This is a genomic window from Pseudomonas sp. Irchel 3H3, from assembly GCF_900187635.1.
Taxonomy (GTDB): Bacteria; Pseudomonadota; Gammaproteobacteria; order Pseudomonadales; family Pseudomonadaceae; genus Aquipseudomonas.
The window spans coordinates 18,931-37,571 of sequence record NZ_FYEC01000019.1; the positions used below are offsets into that span (position 1 = coordinate 18,931).

The 18,641-nt window shown below is 60.6% G+C and carries 21 protein-coding genes; 13 read left to right on the forward strand and 8 right to left on the reverse strand.

The features are described from left to right. Window positions 1-232: 232 nt before the first annotated feature. From CKW24_RS19305 to rpoE, 3 genes are read right to left on the reverse strand one after another with little or no spacing between them, the layout of a single operon-like run. The gene (locus CKW24_RS19305) at window positions 233-1,192 is read right to left on the reverse strand and encodes a MucB/RseB C-terminal domain-containing protein (protein WP_095169757.1); all 960 of its coding nucleotides are present in this window, start codon (window positions 1,190-1,192) and stop codon (window positions 233-235) included. An 8-nt stretch (window positions 1,193-1,200) separates the two neighbouring features. Continuing rightward, complete coding sequence (locus CKW24_RS19310; protein WP_095169758.1) at window positions 1,201-1,788, reverse strand: sigma-E factor negative regulatory protein; 588 nt, start codon at window positions 1,786-1,788, stop codon at window positions 1,201-1,203. A gap of 31 nt (window positions 1,789-1,819) precedes the next feature. Next, entirely contained in the window at window positions 1,820-2,401 is a 582-nt protein-coding gene (gene rpoE, locus CKW24_RS19315) for an RNA polymerase sigma factor RpoE (protein ID WP_003172477.1), read from the reverse strand. A 558-nt stretch (window positions 2,402-2,959) separates the two neighbouring features. On the opposite strand from rpoE, the gene nadB reads away from it, so the two are divergent. Then, window positions 2,960-4,576 carry an L-aspartate oxidase gene (nadB, locus tag CKW24_RS19320; RefSeq protein ID WP_095169759.1) on the forward strand — a complete coding sequence of 539 codons (1,617 nt, stop codon included), beginning with the start codon at window positions 2,960-2,962 and terminating at the stop codon, window positions 4,574-4,576. Here the strand turns inward: nadB and CKW24_RS19325 are convergent. Then, window positions 4,545-4,994, reverse strand: coding sequence for a protein YgfX (locus CKW24_RS19325; protein WP_095169760.1), 450 nt, complete (start codon window positions 4,992-4,994; stop codon window positions 4,545-4,547). The genes nadB and CKW24_RS19325 overlap by 32 nt on opposite strands. Beyond that, window positions 4,978-5,232 carry a succinate dehydrogenase assembly factor 2 gene (locus CKW24_RS19330; protein WP_095169761.1) on the reverse strand — a complete coding sequence of 85 codons (255 nt, stop codon included), beginning with the start codon at window positions 5,230-5,232 and terminating at the stop codon, window positions 4,978-4,980. Before CKW24_RS19330 ends, CKW24_RS19325 begins: the two co-directional genes overlap by 17 nt. Window positions 5,233-5,381: 149 nt before the next feature. On the opposite strand from CKW24_RS19330, the gene CKW24_RS19335 reads away from it, so the two are divergent. The 5 genes from CKW24_RS19335 to CKW24_RS19355 all read left to right on the forward strand — a co-directional run bounded on the left by CKW24_RS19335 (window position 5,382) and on the right by CKW24_RS19355 (window position 10,530). After that, window positions 5,382-6,323 (forward strand): folate-binding protein YgfZ, encoded by a 942-nt coding sequence (locus tag CKW24_RS19335; protein WP_095169762.1) that lies wholly within the window; start codon window positions 5,382-5,384, stop codon window positions 6,321-6,323. Window positions 6,324-6,359: 36 nt separating this feature from the next. Further along, on the forward strand, window positions 6,360-7,181 hold the full coding sequence (locus CKW24_RS19340; RefSeq protein ID WP_095169763.1) for an HDOD domain-containing protein: 822 nt from the start codon (window positions 6,360-6,362) through the stop codon (window positions 7,179-7,181). Between the two features lie 453 nt (window positions 7,182-7,634). After that, window positions 7,635-8,882: a ribonucleotide-diphosphate reductase subunit beta gene (locus CKW24_RS19345; RefSeq protein ID WP_095169764.1), complete on the forward strand. Its 1,248-nt coding sequence runs from the start codon at window positions 7,635-7,637 to the stop codon at window positions 8,880-8,882. Window positions 8,883-9,088: 206 nt separating this feature from the next. Beyond that, window positions 9,089-10,048 carry a hypothetical protein gene (locus CKW24_RS19350; RefSeq protein ID WP_095169765.1) on the forward strand — a complete coding sequence of 320 codons (960 nt, stop codon included), beginning with the start codon at window positions 9,089-9,091 and terminating at the stop codon, window positions 10,046-10,048. A 164-nt stretch (window positions 10,049-10,212) separates the two neighbouring features. Beyond that, complete coding sequence (locus CKW24_RS19355; RefSeq protein WP_095169766.1) at window positions 10,213-10,530, forward strand: helix-turn-helix transcriptional regulator; 318 nt, start codon at window positions 10,213-10,215, stop codon at window positions 10,528-10,530. A 21-nt stretch (window positions 10,531-10,551) separates the two neighbouring features. On the opposite strand, the gene CKW24_RS19360 is transcribed toward CKW24_RS19355, so the two are convergent. Then, on the reverse strand, window positions 10,552-11,607 hold the full coding sequence (locus CKW24_RS19360; RefSeq protein ID WP_095169767.1) for an MBL fold metallo-hydrolase: 1,056 nt from the start codon (window positions 11,605-11,607) through the stop codon (window positions 10,552-10,554). A gap of 202 nt (window positions 11,608-11,809) precedes the next feature. On the opposite strand from CKW24_RS19360, the gene CKW24_RS19365 reads away from it, so the two are divergent. From CKW24_RS19365 to CKW24_RS19375, 3 genes are all read left to right on the forward strand, one after another. Then, window positions 11,810-12,418: a TetR/AcrR family transcriptional regulator gene (locus tag CKW24_RS19365; RefSeq protein WP_095169768.1), complete on the forward strand. Its 609-nt coding sequence runs from the start codon at window positions 11,810-11,812 to the stop codon at window positions 12,416-12,418. Between the two features lie 188 nt (window positions 12,419-12,606). Next, window positions 12,607-13,665 carry a diguanylate cyclase gene (locus CKW24_RS19370; RefSeq protein ID WP_095169769.1) on the forward strand — a complete coding sequence of 353 codons (1,059 nt, stop codon included), beginning with the start codon at window positions 12,607-12,609 and terminating at the stop codon, window positions 13,663-13,665. A 58-nt stretch (window positions 13,666-13,723) separates the two neighbouring features. Continuing rightward, window positions 13,724-14,263 (forward strand): DUF1003 domain-containing protein, encoded by a 540-nt coding sequence (locus CKW24_RS19375; protein WP_095169770.1) that lies wholly within the window; start codon window positions 13,724-13,726, stop codon window positions 14,261-14,263. Between the two features lie 7 nt (window positions 14,264-14,270). Here the strand turns inward: CKW24_RS19375 and CKW24_RS19380 are convergent, their stop codons facing one another. Then, on the reverse strand, window positions 14,271-15,221 hold the full coding sequence (locus CKW24_RS19380) for a LysR family transcriptional regulator (RefSeq protein ID WP_095169771.1): 951 nt from the start codon (window positions 15,219-15,221) through the stop codon (window positions 14,271-14,273). Between the two features lie 14 nt (window positions 15,222-15,235). On the opposite strand from CKW24_RS19380, the gene CKW24_RS19385 reads away from it, so the two are divergent. Together CKW24_RS19385 and CKW24_RS19390 are read left to right on the forward strand one after the other, a co-directional pair. Beyond that, entirely contained in the window at window positions 15,236-15,946 is a 711-nt protein-coding gene (locus CKW24_RS19385; protein ID WP_095169772.1) for a CTP synthase, read from the forward strand. Then, complete coding sequence (locus CKW24_RS19390; RefSeq protein WP_095169773.1) at window positions 15,943-16,266, forward strand: antibiotic biosynthesis monooxygenase; 324 nt, start codon at window positions 15,943-15,945, stop codon at window positions 16,264-16,266. The genes CKW24_RS19385 and CKW24_RS19390 overlap by 4 nt, the downstream gene beginning before the upstream one ends. Here the strand turns inward: CKW24_RS19390 and CKW24_RS19395 are convergent. Then, window positions 16,263-16,589: a DUF2025 family protein gene (locus CKW24_RS19395; protein WP_095169774.1), complete on the reverse strand. Its 327-nt coding sequence runs from the start codon at window positions 16,587-16,589 to the stop codon at window positions 16,263-16,265. The genes CKW24_RS19390 and CKW24_RS19395 overlap by 4 nt on opposite strands. A gap of 236 nt (window positions 16,590-16,825) precedes the next feature. On the opposite strand from CKW24_RS19395, the gene CKW24_RS19400 reads away from it, so the two are divergent. After that, entirely contained in the window at window positions 16,826-17,953 is a 1,128-nt protein-coding gene (locus CKW24_RS19400; protein WP_095169775.1) for a glycerophosphodiester phosphodiesterase, read from the forward strand. Then, entirely contained in the window at window positions 17,954-18,637 is a 684-nt protein-coding gene (locus tag CKW24_RS19405) for an AraC family transcriptional regulator (protein WP_095169776.1), read from the forward strand. It abuts the gene before it with no gap. The last annotated feature ends 4 nt before the right edge of the window (window positions 18,638-18,641 follow it).

Genomic DNA, 18,641 nt, shown 5'->3' on the forward strand with positions numbered 1-18,641 from the left:
GAGCATGGTTAAGCGATAGGGAACAAGAAACACCAGGCAACCGCCATCGGTACTTTTGTTCCGGGAACAACTATACAAGGCCAGAGCCGAGGGGCTCTGACCTATAGAAAATTTTAAGAAGTTTTGCAAACTGAAATGCTCACCAAACATTTCGACATCTCGATTGTGGAACCAGCCATGACTGACCTTTTCCACAACCAACCCGTCGTTCGATGAGCGGCACTGGGTCGACTTACTGCTTGGACGTCGATGGAGCGGTGCGCATGGACAGCGCGATCCGTTCGGCGGTGCCGATCGGAATTTCCCCCACCACGGTCACCATCATCTCACCATCGGGGGTGGTCAAGCGCCGTGAAACGGCAACGGTGGGCCCAAGCTGGGTTCGAGTATCAGTGACTACTTCGCCATTGAGCGGCTCGAGGAACACCGAGAAACGCGCCAGGCCGTCGTCATACATCAGGCTACTAACCTGAGCCTTGGTCTGCGGATCCTTGTGGGCGCTGCTGCTGGTCAACTCGAAGCCCGGCGGCAACCAATCGGAGTGCCAGGCCTGGGCGGTCTTCGCGGCCGTGGCCTTGTTACTGTCCAGCGCCACGGTCTTGCACTCGTCACTGGCCTGCAGGTCCTGGTCGCCCGGCACGTCGGCGGTGTCCAGGCGGGTAAACTGGAAGCGCTCCAGCAACTGGCCTTTTTCATTGAGTAGCAAGGATTTGAGCGGCAGACCGGTTTCCCGATCCAGGTGCAATTCAAAACCGTAACGATGCTGGTCACGGGGCGTCAGCGAAACAATCACCGCCGCGCGCCCGGCCACGCGCGACTTGCCGATGACGGCAAGGTCGTACCAATTCTTCAGCTTTTGTGGGTCAAGTGCTCGAGCGGACGCGTCGGGGGTGTCCTCCAGCCCTGCCACCAAGCTGCCGCTCACGCATTGAGTACGTCCATCAATGCGTACGACTTCCTGGGCCGAGCCGTCGAGCTGCAGTAAACGCTCGCGGACTTTGCCATCCTGGACACGATGCCAGATGTTGTGGGTAGAAAAACTACCGTTACGCTCGTAAATGAAAGTGCCTTGAAAGCTCTGCTGCTGCTCGGCCTGGCTCAGACGGTTCAACCAGTCTTGAGCCTCATCGGCATGGGCTGGAACAACGAACCAGCCACTGAGCAAAAGCGTAAGTAGAGGTATGGCGCGCATGATCCTCCTTAACGGGTTTCCTGGCTCGCTGCACGAGCATAAGGCAGGGCACTTTCAGTACCTTTGAGTGCAGCTTGTTGAGCATGTTGACGCAGATAACCCGGCAGACGCTGATCGTGCCAGCCTGGCTGACCTTGCAAGACACCATTGGCCATCGGGCCTGTGGCTTGCGAACTCTCATTGTAGCCTGCCAAAACGGCTGGGCCCTTGACTTGAGGAACGGTCAGACCCGGTTGAGTGGATTGCTGGGCCAATTCGACGCCGGCGATCTCATCCTGGTTGTACAGACGCACACCTGCCAGCACCGCAACAGTCACGGATGCTGCAACGGCCAAGCGACCCAAGCTACGCCACGGTCCACGGCTGACTTTCGCTGGCACGGCTTCATCAGCCAGCGCTTGCGAGACGGCCGAAGCCAGGTCCAGACGGGGGATCAGCAAGTCCTTGTGCATCACTGCCCGGGCAATCTGGTAACGCGCCCAGGTTTCGCGGGTTTCAACATCGTCGAAGGCATTCAACACCCGACGCAATTCCAGTTCGTCCGCTTCGTTATCCATCACTGCGGACAGCGATTCCTGCAGGGCTTCCCGACTCATGGCGTTCCTCTCTTGGCTGTCGCCGCTGTCTTTAGTTTTCCTGCAACAGTGGTTGCAGGGCTTTATCGATGGCCTCCCGAGCGCGGAAGATCCGGGAGCGCACGGTACCCACCGGACATTGCATGACGCTCGCAATGTCCTCGTAACTCAGACCATCAAACTCACGTAAAGTTAGAGCGGTACGTAAATCTTCTGGCAGTTGCTGAATGGTTCGATGGACGGTGCCTTCGATCTCATCCCGCAGCAATGCACGCTCTGGTGACTCGAGATCCTTGAGGCCGTGATCGCCGTCGTAGAACTCCGCATCTTCAGAGCTAACATCGCTATCCGGCGGCCGGCGGCCGCGTGAAACCAGATAGTTCTTCGCCGTGTTGATGGCAATGCGGTAAAGCCACGTATAAAACGCGCTGTCCCCGCGAAAATTTCCAAGTGCACGGTAAGCCTTGATAAAGGCCTCTTGCGCAACATCCTGGGCTTCATGGGTGTCGTGCACAAAACGCACGATCAACCCGAGAATTTTGTGCTGGTATTTCAGCACTAGCAGATCGAAAGCACGCTTGTCACCGCGCTGAACGCGTTCGACCAGCTGCTGATCCTCTTCCTGGGTTAGCATGAACACTCCTCGATAAGCTCGGAGGAGGCTTGCATGACTAATCGTTCAGGCTTGCAAACATAGACTCGGGCTTTTCGCAAAAGTTCTCCCCCTCCAAGCAAGTTTCCTGCGCGCGCTGATTTGGCACACACGAAAAACGCAGCACCGGCTTGGCCGGCTGCGCGAATAATCTTGTTGTCGAATCCATACGCATTGACCGGAACACAGATCCTGCGTGAAACCGACGTCGTCCCTCGTTTCAGGCAACCTTCTATTGAGTTTAGGGCCTTGGCAAAAGTTCCCAATCTTTATAGCCGGGTGAAACCAACAATGTGCAACCACGAAGCGAAAAAGCAGGGTTTGTCGCCGAAAACTTGAGCATTTCGCCTCCTCACGAGGTAAAACACCCGATATAGGCATCCGTCTTTTGCATCACAGTAGTTTCACATTGCCACGAAGGCTCGGCTATTGTGCCGATCCACCCCTCTATATACTAGTGCGCTGTGTGGCTGTCTCGACTCGCCGATTCAGGTGTCTTGCGCCAACCCCGTCCCGGGTCGCTTTGAGCGGAATCCTGAAATGAGCCAACAGTTTCAACACGATGTTCTGGTGATTGGCAGCGGCGCTGCCGGTCTGAGTCTGGCACTGACGTTGCCTGATCATTTGCGCATTGCGGTATTGAGCAAAGGCAACCTTGCCAACGGCTCGACCTACTGGGCCCAGGGCGGTGTTGCTGCCGTGCTGGACGATACCGATACCGTTGAATCTCATGTCGACGATACCCTCAACGCCGGCGGTGGCCTGTGTCACGAAGACGCGGTGCGGTTCACGGTAGAGCACAGCCGCGAAGCCATACAGTGGCTGATCGATCAGGGCGTGCCCTTCACCCGCGACGAACAGTCGGGCACCGAAGACGGCGGTTTTGAGTTCCACCTGACCCGTGAGGGTGGTCATAGCCATCGGCGTATCATTCACGCCGCCGATGCCACCGGCGCCGCAATCTTCAACACCTTGCTGGCGCAAGCGCGGCTACGCCCGAACATCGAACTGCTGGAGCAACGGGTCGCCGTTGACCTGATCACCGAAAAACGCCTCGGCCTGGAAGGCGATCGCTGCCTTGGTGCCTATGTGCTCAATCGCGGCACCGGCCAGGTCGACACCTACGGCGCGCGGTTCGTGATCCTCGCCTCCGGTGGCGCGGCCAAGGTCTACCTCTATACCAGCAACCCCGATGGCGCTTGTGGCGACGGCATCGCCATGGCCTGGCGCTCGGGCTGCCGGGTGGCCAACCTGGAGTTCAACCAGTTCCACCCGACCTGCCTGTACCACCCGCAAGCCAAGAGTTTCCTGATCACCGAAGCCCTGCGCGGCGAGGGAGCGCACCTCAAGCTGCCCAATGGCGAGCGTTTCATGCAGCGCTTCGACCCACGGGCCGAGCTGGCACCACGGGATATCGTGGCCCGGGCCATCGACCACGAAATGAAGCGCCTGGGGATCGACTGCGTCTACCTGGACATCAGCCACAAGCCCGAAGCCTTCATCAAGAGTCACTTCCCAACGGTCTATGAGCGCTGCCTGGAATTTTCCATCGACATAACTCGCCAACCGATCCCGGTCGTCCCTGCGGCGCACTACACCTGTGGCGGCGTGATGGTCGACCAGCAGGGGCGCACCGACGTCCCCGGCCTCTATGCCATCGGCGAAACCAGCTTCACCGGCTTGCACGGCGCCAACCGCATGGCCAGCAACTCGCTGCTGGAATGCTTCGTCTACGCCCGCTCGGCAGCCGCGGACATCCTTGCGCAACTGCCCCAGGTGTCAATCCCCTGCGCCCTGCCTGTCTGGGACGCCAGTCAGGTCACCGACTCCGACGAAGACGTGATCATCGCCCACAACTGGGATGAACTGCGGCGGTTCATGTGGGACTACGTCGGCATCGTGCGCACCAACAAGCGCCTGCAGCGCGCCCAGCACCGCGTGCGCCTGCTGCTGGACGAGATCGACGAGTTCTACAGCAACTATAAAGTCAGCCGCGACCTGATCGAGTTGCGCAACCTGGCCCAGGTGGCCGAACTGATGATCCAGTCAGCCATGGAGCGCAAGGAAAGCCGCGGCCTGCATTACACCCTCGACTACCCGGACCTGTTGCCGCAAGCGCTAGACACTATCCTGGTGCCGCCCACCTACGCCGACTGAACTTGAGCCGTACCCGCAGGCGCCGGTGAACATCCGGCGCCAGGGCATCACGCGGCACACAGATCGAACGCACCCAGCGCTCGCCACTCAGGCGAAAGCGCAGCACCACGATCAACGGCAAGGCCAGGCTGTCGGGGCGCAATTGCACGGCCTGCCAGCCACCGGCCCGGCTCCACAGCTGCCAGCCATCGGCATCGCGGCGCAAGCCACTGAAGGCTGTGGGATGAGTCAGGAGAATCTGCCGGGGCAACACCCAGGCGCCGTGCGCCAGGCACAGCAAGACACCTGCCAGGCGGGCCCACAGGGCAATATCGAGTAGAAACAGCGAGCCCAGCGCGAACAGCTGGGCCAGGAGATAGGCCGCCAGCAGTTGCCGTGAGGCCTGCCAGCGGCATTCGAAACTACTTGGGCTGGACACGATCCAGGATCATCCGGACCATACGTTGCAGCTCGGGATCTTCCGATTCGGAACGCTCCATGAACCAGCCGAACATGTCCTGATCTTCGCATTCGAGCAACCTGACGTAGCAGTCGCGATCGACCTGGTTCAGGTGCGCATAAACCTCTTTGACAAAGGGCACCAGCAACACGTCAAGTTCAAGCATGCCGCGGCGGCTGTGCCAATAGAGGCGATTGAGTTCAACATCTTCGACCATGGAGCGCTCCTCAAATAGAGCGCAAGTATACAGCCCCGATCCCGGTCGAACAGTCGGCTTTGGTCGGGCGCCTCCAGACTTTTGTAAACTACCCATTTCCAGAGCACCCCCTTATGATGTCCTCCAGACCTTTTACCCTGCGATGACCCATGGCTGATTCCGCTTTTTTCTGCACCTTGTCCCATGAAGGCGTGCTCGCCGTCCGCGGCAGCGATGCCAGCAAGTTTCTTCAGGGCCAATTGACCTGCAACCTCAACTACCTGAGCGACACCCAGGCGAGCCTCGGCGCCCGCTGCACCCAAAAGGGCCGCATGCAGTCGAGCTTCCGCATCCTGCTGGAGGGTGACGGGGTGTTGCTGGCGATGGCCAGCGAGTTGCTGGAGCCGCAACTGGCCGACCTGAAAAAGTACGCGGTGTTCTCCAAGTCCAAACTCACTGATGAAAGCGCCGCCTGGGTTCGTTTTGGCCTGGTAGAGGCCGATGCCGCACTGACGGCACTGGGGCTCGACCTGCCGCCAGACACCGACTCGGTCGCCCGCCACGCCGGCCTGATCGCCATTCGGGTCTCCCCTGGCCGCACTGAACTCTGGGCCCCGGCCGCACAGGCACAGAGCCTGGCGACGCAACTCTCGAGCACCCTCGCGCAAGGCAGCCTCAACGATTGGTTGCTGGGCCAGATCCGCGCCGGTATTGGCCAGGTGATGCCCGCCACTCGCGAGCTGTTCATTCCGCAGATGCTCAACCTGCAGGCGGTAGGCGGCGTGAGCTTCAAGAAAGGCTGCTACACCGGCCAGGAAATCGTCGCACGCATGCAGTACCTGGGCAAACTCAAGCGCCGCCTGTATCGCCTGCAACTAGACGCCAGCGACTTGCCCGAGCCAGGCACCGCCTTGTTCGCGCCAACCCACGGCAGCTCCATTGGCGAAGTGGTCCTCGCCGCACACGCCGAACAGGGCATCGAACTGCTGGCAGTGCTGCAAGCCGAAGCGGCCGAAGGTGCCAACCTGCACCTGGGCGCGCTCGAAGGCCCGACCCTGCACCTGCTCGAACTGCCTTACCAACTGGATCGCGATCGCGAGATCCAGCGTTAATCCGCAGTACTTTGTCGCAACACCTAGAGAAACGAAATGAGCAAGCTGGCGGAAAAGGTCCAACAGGATTTGGTTGAGGCCATCGATAACGATGACCTGGTTCTGCCAACGTTACCGGAAGTGGCCCTGCAGATTCGTCGGGCCGCCGAAGACCCGGATATCAGCGTCACCACCCTGAGTAAAGTCATCGGCCGCGACACCGCCCTGTCGGCGCGCCTGATCAAAGTGGTCAACAGCCCCCTGCTGCGCGGCGCCCAGGAAGTCACCGACCTGTACACGGCCATTACCCGGCTGGGCATCAACTACAGCAGCAACCTGGCCATCGGCCTGGTCATCGAGCAGATCTTCCATGCCCGCTCCGATGTGGTCGGCCAGAAAATGCGCGACGTCTGGCGCAAGAGCCAGGAGATCGCCGGCATCAGCTACTCGTTGTGCCGTAGCCACACTCAGCTCAAGCCCGACCAGGCGGCGCTGGGTGGCCTGGTACACCAGATCGGCGTGCTGCCAATCCTGACCTACGCCCAAGACCACTATGAGCTGCTCTCGGACCCGGTCAGCCTCAACCATGTGATCGAGCGCATCCACCCGCTGCTTGGCGACAAGCTGCTGCAGGTCTGGGAGTTTCCGGAAATGCTGGTCCACCTGCCGGGGCAATACCTGGACTTCAAGCGTCAGCCCGAGGCTGTCGACTACGTCGACCTGGTGCAAGTGGCGACCGTGCATGCCCATCTGGGCAGCCACCACCCGCTGGCCCAGATCGACATCAGCAGCCTGCCCGCCTTCAAACGGTTGGGGATCAACCCGAACAAGCCCATCCCCTGTGCCGAACTGGAAGACTCGCGCACGATGTTTTATTGAGCCGCACGCCCGCCCCGGCGGGCTTTGCGTGGAGCTGGCGGGACAGCTGGCTGCAGTTGGCAAAAATTTACCGATACCCGGCAAAAAAAATCTATGCCGGCCAAAGCCCCATAAACTCTCGCTCTGTCCGAAAAAGCAGGCCTCATGGCCACTAACTGGGCTACTTCGTCGCACCACAAGCCGTAAAAAACACCTATAATGCGCCGGTAAATCGGGCCTGCAACACCTCCTTACATGAGGGTGAAAGCCGTGCTGAAGCCATCGCCGGATGCTGACCATGTCGACTCCGCCCTTCAGCGACTTCAGGACACCCGTAGACATTTCTGTTTTTTGCCTGCGTACCGCTGCAACAAACGATTCCTTTAGATCCACCGCGGCCACCAGGCCGTGTGAATAACCGACCTTCAGAGTTTTCACACGGGCAACTGGCCCTCACGCAGGAGACGACACGTCATGCTGAGCTGGGACGAATTCGATAAAGAAGACGGCGAAGTTGTCGCCAAAGGCGCCAATGCTGGCCACGCAACAGAAGCCAACATGGACCGCCTCGACAGCGCCGGTGGTGCTGCTGCGCTGGAAGCGCGCGCCGTGACTGCCAGCGACTCGGCCGCGATCGTTCGCGCCAAGGCTGCCCTCGACAAACTCGACGTCGCCGAAGGCCTGGCCGAACTCGAAGGCGCCTCTGCCCGCGTTGCGGTCGACGAGAAGCGCATGATCAACTGCCGCGCCGACCTCAACCAACTCGTCCCATTCAAATACGACTGGGCCTGGCAGAAGTACCTGGACGGTTGCGCAAACCACTGGATGCCGCAAGAAGTCAACATGACCGCCGACATCGCCCTCTGGAAAAACCCGGAAGGCCTGACCGACGACGAGCGCCGCATCGTGATGCGCAACCTGGGCTTCTTCTCCACCGCCGACTCCCTGGTTGCCAACAACCTGGTTCTGGCCGTGTACCGCCTGATCACCAACCCGGAATGCCGCCAGTACATCCTGCGCCAGGCGTTCGAAGAGGCGATCCACACTCACGCCTACCAGTACTGCATCGAATCGCTGGCCATGGATGAAGGCGAGATCTTCAACATGTACCACGAGATCCCATCGGTCGCGAAAAAAGCCACCTGGGGCCTGAAGTACACCCGTTCGATCTCCGATCCGAAGTTCGAAACCGGTACCGTCGAAACCGACAAAGAGTTGCTGCGCAACCTGATCGCCTACTACTGCGTTCTGGAAGGCATCTTCTTCTACTGCGGCTTCACCCAGATCCTCTCCATGGGTCGGCGCAACAAAATGACCGGCGTCGCCGAGCAGTTCCAGTACATCCTGCGCGACGAATCCATGCACCTGAACTTTGGCATCGACGTGATCAACCAGATCAAGATCGAAAACCCGCACCTGTGGGATGCCGAGATGAAGGAAGAAGCCAGCCAGATGATCCTGCAGGGCACCCAACTGGAAATCGAATACGCACGCGACACCATGCCGCGCGGCGTACTGGGCATGAACGCGGCGATGATGGAGGACTACCTCAAGTTCATCGCCAACCGTCGCCTGTCGCAGATCGGTTTGAAGGAAGAGTACCCAGGCACCACCAACCCATTCCCATGGATGAGCGAGATCATGGACTTGAAGAAAGAGAAGAACTTCTTCGAGACTCGGGTTATTGAATATCAGACTGGCGGGGCATTGAGCTGGGATTGATTCCTGACGCTCATCACTGCTGAGTCGATGATCTTAAAGAGCCCTGGATGCATAATGCCTCCAGGGCTTTTTTGTGAGCCTTTACTGGTTGCTCCACTGATAACGGCAACCGCGGGCAAGCCTTGCTCCTACATCGCTGTGCCAGGGTTGAAAACCATCAGCGCATCCCGCTATTAATACCTCTCCCCTCCAGGACTCGCGCCGCCATGAAATTCGACCTCGCCTACTGCATCAGCCTCGACGCCAAGCTGTCGATCTATGACGTGCGGGACCTGTATTTTGACGAGACGATGGCGTTCGACTCTGCGAAGGAACACTTCCAGTGCCCCAACGATGCCTGCCGCTTGGCCTTTGGAACCACCAATGTGCTGGGGACGATCAATGCCAAGAGCGTGAACTACATCCGCACGCCACATTTCAAGAATGTGCCCAGCACCCGGCATGTGGAGGGCTGTCCGTATGTCAGCCTGAAGACGTCGAGTACCGAGGGAGTGGAAACGGATGACGGGATTGAGGAGCATTTCCCGTCAGAACTGTTGCTGACCCGGCGTCAGTATGTGCGCATGCCCGCTAGCACCGAGGTGACTGCCGACAGGGTGCAGGATCAGATGCCAGCGACTCCGTACATCAGCCAGGGCGAGCACCCGATAGCAGAGTCAACGCCAGACAAGACCAGCGTGTTTGCCCATCCGGTGGAGTGTTTCGTTTCCAATTTCGAGAACAAGGACCTGCTCAAGCGCATGCCGCTGAAGATTGGCGAGCACACGGCGTCCTACGCCTCGTTCTTCAAGAAGATCGAATACCTGCAGGACAACAAGGGCCTGATTTACTGGGGCAGGATCAAGGAGATCAAGGACTACACCCAGAGCTTTCGCATCGACTTCGAGAAAAAGGCCTGGCTCGAGAAGAAGCCCTACTCGGTGACCCTGTACCTGGGCAAGAAGCTGATCGACAGCTACCGCAAGCGCCAGGCGTTCCTCGAGGAGATCAAGCACGCCATCGAGAGCGAGCAGGAGCTGTATTGCTTTTTCTACGGCGTGACGCCGGAGTTGAAGCAGGTGCCAAGCAAGAAAAACCCCGAGCAGACGTTCGGGGTGTTCAGTGCCAACATCGAGAATCTGGATCACTTCATCATTCGGCAAGCGCCGCAGTTGCACGCCAAGTAGTCGTGGCGTGACGCTCAATTCATCGAATACCGGCACAAGCGTCTAGCGCCTGCCTCGACCGCACGATATCGCATCAATCAAAAAATGAGTTTGATCCGGGCGCAAAACAACTGTACAAAAACACAGTGCTAATTGATTTGCCACTCTCGAGCCCGGAGAAACCCATGGCCTCTATTGCGATGAAAATCACCCTGGAACGTATCGCCCTGTTCCAGTTCACCCCCAAACACAGCGCCCAGGCCCGTGCGATGCTGGGTTGGTCACTGGAGCAATTGTCCCGCGAGTCCGGGGTCAGCGTAGAAGCGATAGCGCGGTTCGAAGCCGGCGCCGAAGTGCTCGACGTCACCCGCCTGGCCCTGGCCTACCGGCTGGAGGCCGAGGGCCTGGTGTTCTTTCCCGGTTTTGCCCCAGGTCGGGGCATGAGCGTCAGGGGATCGGCACCGGATCCGGTGGGGCGAGCGGATTTCGCGATGATCGAGTGATCAGCTCAAGTATTGCCAGCCCTAGCCATTGGCAACTGCCTGCTCACCCTGCTCTTCAACCTCAAGCCACCAAGCCTGCCCGTGTTGCGGCTGGTTGAGGTTGAAGGCTTCACCCATTTGTGGGGTGGTGATGGACACATTGTGTTCCCAGGCCAGGGCCAGGATACGGTCGAAAGGTTCGTGCCAGGCGTGCATCGACAAATCGAAGGTGCCGTTGTGAATCGGCAACAGCCAACGCCCCTTGAGGTCGATGTGGGCTTGCAGGGTTTGTTCCGGTTGCATGTGGACCAGTGGCCAGTCGACGTTGTAGGCGCCGGTTTCCATCAGCGTCAGGTCGAAGGGTCCGAACTGTTCACCGATCGCCTTGAAGCCGTCGAAATAGCCGGTGTCACCGCTGAAGAAGATGCGCTTGTCGCCGTCGATGATCACCCATGAAGCCCAGAGGGTACTGTTGCCATCGAACAGGCCGCGACCGGAAAAATGCTGGGACGGTGTGGCGATGAAGTGAATCCCGTCGATCTGCGTGCCTTCCCACCAGTCGAGTTGACGCACCTTGTTGGCATCGACACCCCACTTGATCAAGGTCTCACCTACGCCCAACGGTGTGATGAAGTGGCGGGTCTTGTCTGCCAGCTTGATGACGGTCTGATGGTCGAGATGATCGTAGTGATCGTGGGACAGGATTACTGCTTGGATCTCAGGCAACTCATCAAGACTGATCGGCGGCTGATGAAAGCGCTTGGGGCCGGCCCACTGAACCGGGGAAGCACGCTCGGCGAACACCGGGTCGGTGAGCCAGAACTTATCGCGCAACTTCAGCAGGACAGTGGAGTGGCCTAGCCGGAACACGCTGTGGTTGGGCGCGCTGTGCAACTGCTCGCGGGTCAGGCCTTGCACCGGAATCGCTCCGACTGGCCGAGTGTTACGCGGTTTGTTGAACAACATGTTCCAGAAGATTTGCACAGTCTTGCGCAAGCCAGGTTGGCGTACCGCTGTAGGGTTGCGGTAGCGGCCCTGCTCCTGGCGGGAGGTTTTCAGTTCTGTGGCGCTGTCCGCCTGGTAAGAGAAAGTGGCCATGTTCAAATGACTCCAGAAAAACCGCTGTAGCCGGTGATTTTCTTTTTCGGACAATAAAGGGCCAATGCACGCACGCGTCAGCCGCAAACTCTAATTTTAACCGCACAACTACACTGCACGGTGTAGTTTCAAGATTGCAACAAACCCTGGAATAAGTAAACTGCTGAGTGTAAGTGCTCACCCACTCTGCCGAAGCGTATTTATGACAGCTCCCCAGCGCCTGACCGACCGTAAACGCGAAGCCATTGTCCAGGCGGCGATCAGCGAATTCCGTAGCAACGGTTTCGATATCACCAGCATGGACAAGATTGCGGCGACGGCGGGGGTATCCAAGCGCACCGTGTACAACCACTTTGCCAGCAAGGAAGAGTTGTTCGCCGAAATTCTCCAGCGTTTGTGGACCAACATTTGCGCCCAGGAAGACAGCGTCTACAGTCCCGGACAACCGCTGCGTGAGCAACTCGGGCAGCTACTGCACGGCAAACTGGCACTGTTGGCAGACAACAGCTTCCTCGACCTGGCTCGAGTGGCTATCGCCGCCACTATCCACTCACCCGAGCGTGCCCAGGACATTGTCCTGCGCATCGGCGAACGCGAGGAAGCCCTGACCGCCTGGATTCGTGCGGCACAGGCTGATGGCACACTCAAGCCGGTCGATCCCGACTTCGCCGCCCAGCAGTTGCATGGGATGCTCAAGGCTTTCGCCTTCTGGCCACAGATCTCCATGAACCAGCCAGTTCTGTCCGCCGAGATGCAGAGCACTGTCATCGAGTCGGCGCTGGACATGTTCCTGGCCTGTTATCAGCGCTGATCCGCCGCGCCAGCTACCCTGTACTACGCTGTCATGCCGCGGGCAAGTGCCGGGTGCGTGCACCTGACCATCATCTGGCTGATGATCGCATCTGCAATAAATGACACTATTGACCTGTTTCTTCGATGGATCGCAGCCCAGGGTAAAACACCACAAAGTGTTTCAGGGCGACATGAGCGCAGTGAGCTATGCAAAATCAACGTGGCAAAGGCCTGTCATTTGCCAAACGTATCTATAAACCGCGGATTATTGGCCTGGGCATTGGCTGCATCAGTGTCGCCGCGGCGCTTTATCCCTTGGGAGTGCCCACCTGGGTCTGGGTACTGCTGGGCTTCAATGCCGTGTGCTGGGCGCACCTGGCCTATCATCTGGCGACCCGCTCCGCGTTCCCCTACCAGGCGGAACGTCGCAACCTGCTGGTCGACTCGTTGCTGGGCGGTTTCTGGGCCGCGACGATGCACTTCAACCCGCTGGCCACCGTGACCATCCTCTCGATGATGGCCATGAACAATGTGGCCGCCGGTGGGGTGCGCCTGTTGGTCCAGGGCAGCCTCGCCCAACTGCTGGGCATCGGCATTTCATGGGCGCTGCTGGGGGCCGGCTTCTCACCGCAAGTCAGCCAGCTCCAGGTGTATGCCTGCCTGCCGATGCTGACCCTCTACCCGCTTGCGGTGGGCATGGTCTGCTATCGACTGACGATCAAGCTGTCCGAGCACAAACGCGCCCTGAGTGCCTTGAGCCGCACAGACAGCCTGACCGGCCTGCTCAATCACGGCGCCTGGAAAGACCTGCTGCAAGACAGCTTCCACGAGTGCCAACGGCAACAAGTCCAGGCCACCATTGGCCTGATCGACATCGATCACTTCAAGGCCATCAATGACACCTACGGGCATATTGTCGGCGACGGCGTATTGCGCCAACTCAGCGCCGAACTCAAGCTCAACCTGCGGCAAAACGACCTGGCGGGACGCTACGGCGGCGATGAATTCTGTGTGATTCTGCCGAACCTGCCCCAGGACCAGGCCATCGAGGTGATGGAGCGTCTACGCCTGGTCTTCGCCGACTATCGCCACCCTGCCATCGCGCAGTTGAAGGTCAGCCTGAGCATTGGCCTGGCCACCTATCAGACGAATTTCAGCGAGGCCGGGCAGTGGCTCGAGGCTGCCGACAAGGCGCTGTACAGTGCCAAGAGCAATGGTCGCAACAGAACCAGCAGCGCCCACGCCAGCACCACAGATCCGGCATGAGTGCAGCACCGTGGGGGTTATAGTGAACCTCAGTCCCCCCGGCCCTGCAGAGACCCTCATGAACCCAACCAAAACGCCGACATCCCCCGCAGCCCCCGTCGACCACCTGCGTTTTCACCGTCCCCATGCGCATCTGGCCGCGACCTTCGGTAACGATACCTTCGCCTTGAAAGCCGAGGCCTTTGCGCGCTTTTTCGGCACGCCGACCTTTCTCGGTGCCCAGACCCTGATCGTCGCCGCCTGGATCGTCCTCAACGTTACTGGGGTGACCCGCTTCGATGTCTACCCATTCATCCTGCTCAACCTGGCATTCAGCCTGCAGGCGGCCTACGCTGCGCCTTTGATCCTGCTGGCGCAAACCCGTCAGGCCGCGCGCGACAAGGCCCAGTCCGATGCCGACGCGCAACACCGAGAGGCGCTGGCCGTGGCCAATGCCGAACGCCAGGCGCAAGCGGCGCAGAATGCCGCCCAATTGCTGGAACTGCTGGAACAGAACACCCGACTCACAGAAATGACCAAGACCCTGACCGAGCGCATTGAAAACCTCACCTCACAGGTGCATCAGCACGTCCTGGGCCAGCAACCACCCCAAGCCTGACGCTACCCTAGGCGGGCAAACGAATGGCCCGCGCCAGCTCATCGAACAGGGTCACTACCGAGCGCAGCGCGCGGCAGTCCGGACGGGTCAGCAACCACAGGCTGGTGTCGTAGCCCATCAAGGGTTCGGTCAGCGGGCGCAGCCCCTGGCCTGGATCGATCAGAAAGTCCGGCAAGGCCGCGACCCCCAACCCCGCCCGCACCAACTCAGTCACCGCGAGCATGCTGTTGCAGCGATAGCTCGGCTGCACGCCCGGTAGTTGCTGGCGTCGCCAGGTGACGGTGGGATGGTCCGGGAGGAAGTCATCCGGCGCGATCCAGCTCAGGCGTGCGAGGTCGCCCGGATCGACCGACTGCAGGTAATTCACGCTGGCGCACACCCGATAGGACACGGTCGCCAGGCGTCGGCCCACCAGATGCTCTGGTGGCGCCCGGGTCAGGCGCAGGGCAATGTCAGCATCGCGGCGGCTGAGGTTGGCAAAGTCGTTGGAGGTGCTCAGCTCCAGGGTCAACGCCGGATAGCCCGGCATGAACTGCGCCAGGGCTGGCAACAACAAAGCGTGCAGGACCGAGTCGGTGCAGGTCAGGCGCACCGTGCCGCTGATGACTTCGCCGCCTTGCTCCACCCCGACCCGCGCCGCATCCAGCGCCTGTTCGGCACGTTCGGCCTGCTCGGCCAGGGTTTGCGCGAGGCTGGTGGGCAAGTAGCCGGCGCGACTTTTCTCGAACAGCGCCTGACCCAAGCCGGCTTCCAGGCGCCGGACCGCACGAAACACCGTCGAGACGTCAACCTTGAGCAACGCGGCGGCTCGGGCCAGCGAACCGCCGCGGACCAACGCCAGGACCAGCACCAGGTCGGGGTAGTCCAGTTGATAGTGCGTAGCTGCATTGATCACTTGGGTAAACGCCAATATTGATTGCGTGAACGCCAATCTATAGTGCCCCCCAACCACCGACAAGTCTTGGAGACGCCATGTCCAATCCAGCCCACCTGCGCATTGCCCTGATCGGCGACTACGACCCGCAGGTCCTCGCCCACCAGGCCACTCCCCTGGCCCTGAACCTGGCCGCCCAACACTTGGGGCGGGACGTACAGTCGCAGTGGCTGGCCACCGAGCGGATCGACAGCCAGACCCACTTCAGCGACTTCGACGGCTTCTGGTGCGTGCCCGCCAGCCCTTACCGCAACACCGACGGTGCGTTGCGGGCGATTCAGTTTGCCCGGCAAGCGCAGCGGCCGTTCCTTGGCACCTGCGGTGGATTTCAACACGCGGTGCTGGAGTTCGCCCGCCATGTCCTGGGCTGGACCGATGCCGAGCATGGCGAAACCTCGCCCGAAGCCACGCGCGCCGTGATCACGCCCCTGGCTTGCGCCTTGGTCGAGGCCGTCGACAGCATCCAGTTGCGCGAGGGCTCGCTGATTGCCGCGGCCTACGCCAGCCAGCACATCAGCGAAGGCTACCGCTGCCGGTACGGGATCAACCCCGAGTTCGCCGACGCCCTGCAGAGCCACGGCCTGCGCGCCACGGGCCATGACTCTGGAGGTGATCTGCGGGTCATCGAATTGCAGGGCCATCCGTTCTTCGTCGCCAGCCTGTTTCAACCCGAACGGGCTGCGCTCAAGGGCCGGTTACCGCCCTTGGTCAACGCCTTTGTCGAGGCCTGCGCGAGGAATCCGCGATGATCGCCAGCACCCCAGCCGCCCCCTATTACGCGGTGATCTTTACCTCGCTGCGCACGGCAGGCGATCAAGGCTACGACCAGGCGGCCCAGCGCATGGTCGAGCTGGCCCGCGAGCAACCGGGGTTTCTCGGCGTGGAATCAGCACGTGGTGAGGATGGCCTGGGCATCACGGTTTCCTACTGGAGCGACGAAGCGGCGATCCTCGCCTGGAAGCGCCACGCCGAACACAGTGCCGTCCGCGAGCAAGGCCGCGCCACCTGGTATCAGGCGTTTCACACTAGGGTGTGCAAGGTCGAGCGCTCGTATGCCTTCGCAACCTAAGCCGGCACCCGCTGGCGCAGCGCCGAAATCTCCGGCACATCGGCGCGGCGCATGTATACCCGCAGAGGCTCGCTGATGTTGATTCGGTCGTCGATGTTCTGATCCAGCAACAGCTGGATCAATTGGCGCTTGAGGGTCATGGCCTGATCCGGGCCTGGGGCCCAGACGAACTCGCTGGTGGGGATGATGCCGTCATCGGCGACGTCCATGCCGAACGAGTCTTCGCTGAAGCGCACGATGTACTGACCGGTCTTGCGGTTGAGGCCGACAAAGCCGTGGAGTTGGTCGGCGGCCTGGCAGATGAGTTGCGAAGTGATGCGCATGATAAACCTCACGAAAGGTCCCAATGGACCGCTGATCAATGGTTTACACGCAGGGCAAGCATCCGGGTTTCCCTCTGCCGGGGAAACTGCCGGGGCCAAGAATACTGCAAAGTCGCGCACAAAAGCGCGGAAAAAGCGTCTGGAGCGGGGTTTATGTCGGTGCTGCGATAGCACAACTGTCGCTCAGTTGTTAAAAGGTAGTCCTTTGCAAAACGACTGACGAAAGGACCTCGACCATGCCTGTCAACTTCACCCACAGCGCCCTGCTGCTGAGCCTGATGCTCGGCGTCGGCCAGGCACAGGCTCTCAGCCAACCCGGTCCGAACGCGCTGGCCACCGCCAACGGCATCCCGCACCCGGCCGTGATCGCCCACCGCGGCGCCTCCTTCGATGCCCCGGAATCCACCGCCGCCGCTTACAAACTGGCGCGCGACCTGGGGGCCGACTACCTGGAACTGGACCTGCAACGCAGCAAGGACGGCGTGTTGTTCGCCCTGCACGACGACGACCTGCAACGCACCACCGACGTTGCCAGCAAATTCCCCGATCGCAAGGACAGCCCGGCCAACGCCTTCACCCTCGCCGAGCTGAAAACCCTCGATGCTGGCAGCTGGTTCAACAGCGCCTACCCCGATCGCGCCCGCCCTGCGTATGCAGGCCTGAAAATCCTGACTCTGGACGAAGTCATCGACATCGCCCAAGGCAACCCGCTGCACAAACCCGGCTTATACATCGAGACCAAGGAGCCCCAGCAATTCCCGGGGATCGAACGCGACCTCAAGGACAAGCTGCAAGACCGCGGCTGGCTCAGCCCAGCCGGCTCCAAACTGGCCAAGAGCGCGCTGGGTGTGGGCCAGGGCAAAGGCAAGGTCGTGCTGCAGACCTTCGACAAAAACAGCCTGCAGATGCTGCACCAGGAAATGCCCCAGGTGCCGAAGATCCTGCTGCTGTGGGTCGCCGAGGGCAGCATCGAGCCCAAGTCCAAGGTCAAGTTCGCCGAGTCCGGAGACAAGGACAAGGCCACCTTCTATGCCAGGCAGCAACCCAAGGACCACGCCGCCTTCGAGCAATGGGTCGACTACGCCAAGGCCCAGGGCGCAATCGGCACGGGCCCGTCCGCGACCCTGACGCACCTCGGTGACCAGAGTTATGCCAACCTCGTACAGCCCTGGATGAACCAGTACACCCACGACCAGGGCCTGCTGGTGCACGTCTACACCATCGACGAAGACGTCGACTTCCAGAAAGTGATGGACGCCGGAGTCGACGGCATCTTCACCAACCGCGCCAGCGAACTGCTCAAGTACTACCAGCGCCCGGCAACCGGCAGCGTGGCCCAGTTGCTTGAACGCAACGGCTACTGAGTGAGCAACGAGCACGAGTGGAAAGGCCAACTGTGGCTGGGCCGCGACTATGGCCTGGTCCACGGCAGATTGGGGCGCACCGCGCCCCATGCGCACTACGCCCATCAGTTGATCATCGCTGGCGGCCAACCGCTACAGGTCAGCCTGGAGGGTACCCCCCAGGTCACCGACCGACTGTTTATCGAATCACTGCGCACGCACGCCATCATGCACGGCTCGGACAACGTCCTGTGTATCTACGCCGAGCCCTTGATGTTCGAGGCCCAGGCCCTGCAGGACTGCCTGGCCGACGTCGAGCCGTCCTTGCCGGCCATTGCCCAGGCTGTGCTGCAGTGCCCACGGCGCCCTTTCAACGACCCACGCATCGGCCGTGCCCTGCAGGCATTGGATGGCTTGCTGGTAGGCAAGGTCTCGGCGGCATCCCTGGCCGCGCAGGCCCATGTTTCCCTGAGCCAACTCGAACGGCTGTTCGCCCGCCAGGTTGGCCTACCCGTTCGGCGCCTGGTGCTCTGGCGCCGTCTGCGCCTGGCCATGGCGCTGATGCTGTCTGGCAGCAATCTCACAGTGGCCGCCCACGATGCGGGGTTCGCCGACGCCGCGCACCTGTCGCGCAGCCTGAAGAAAATCTTCGGGGTGACCGCCAGCCAGGGCTTGCACGGCCTGGATATCCGCCTGCTCGACTGAGCCG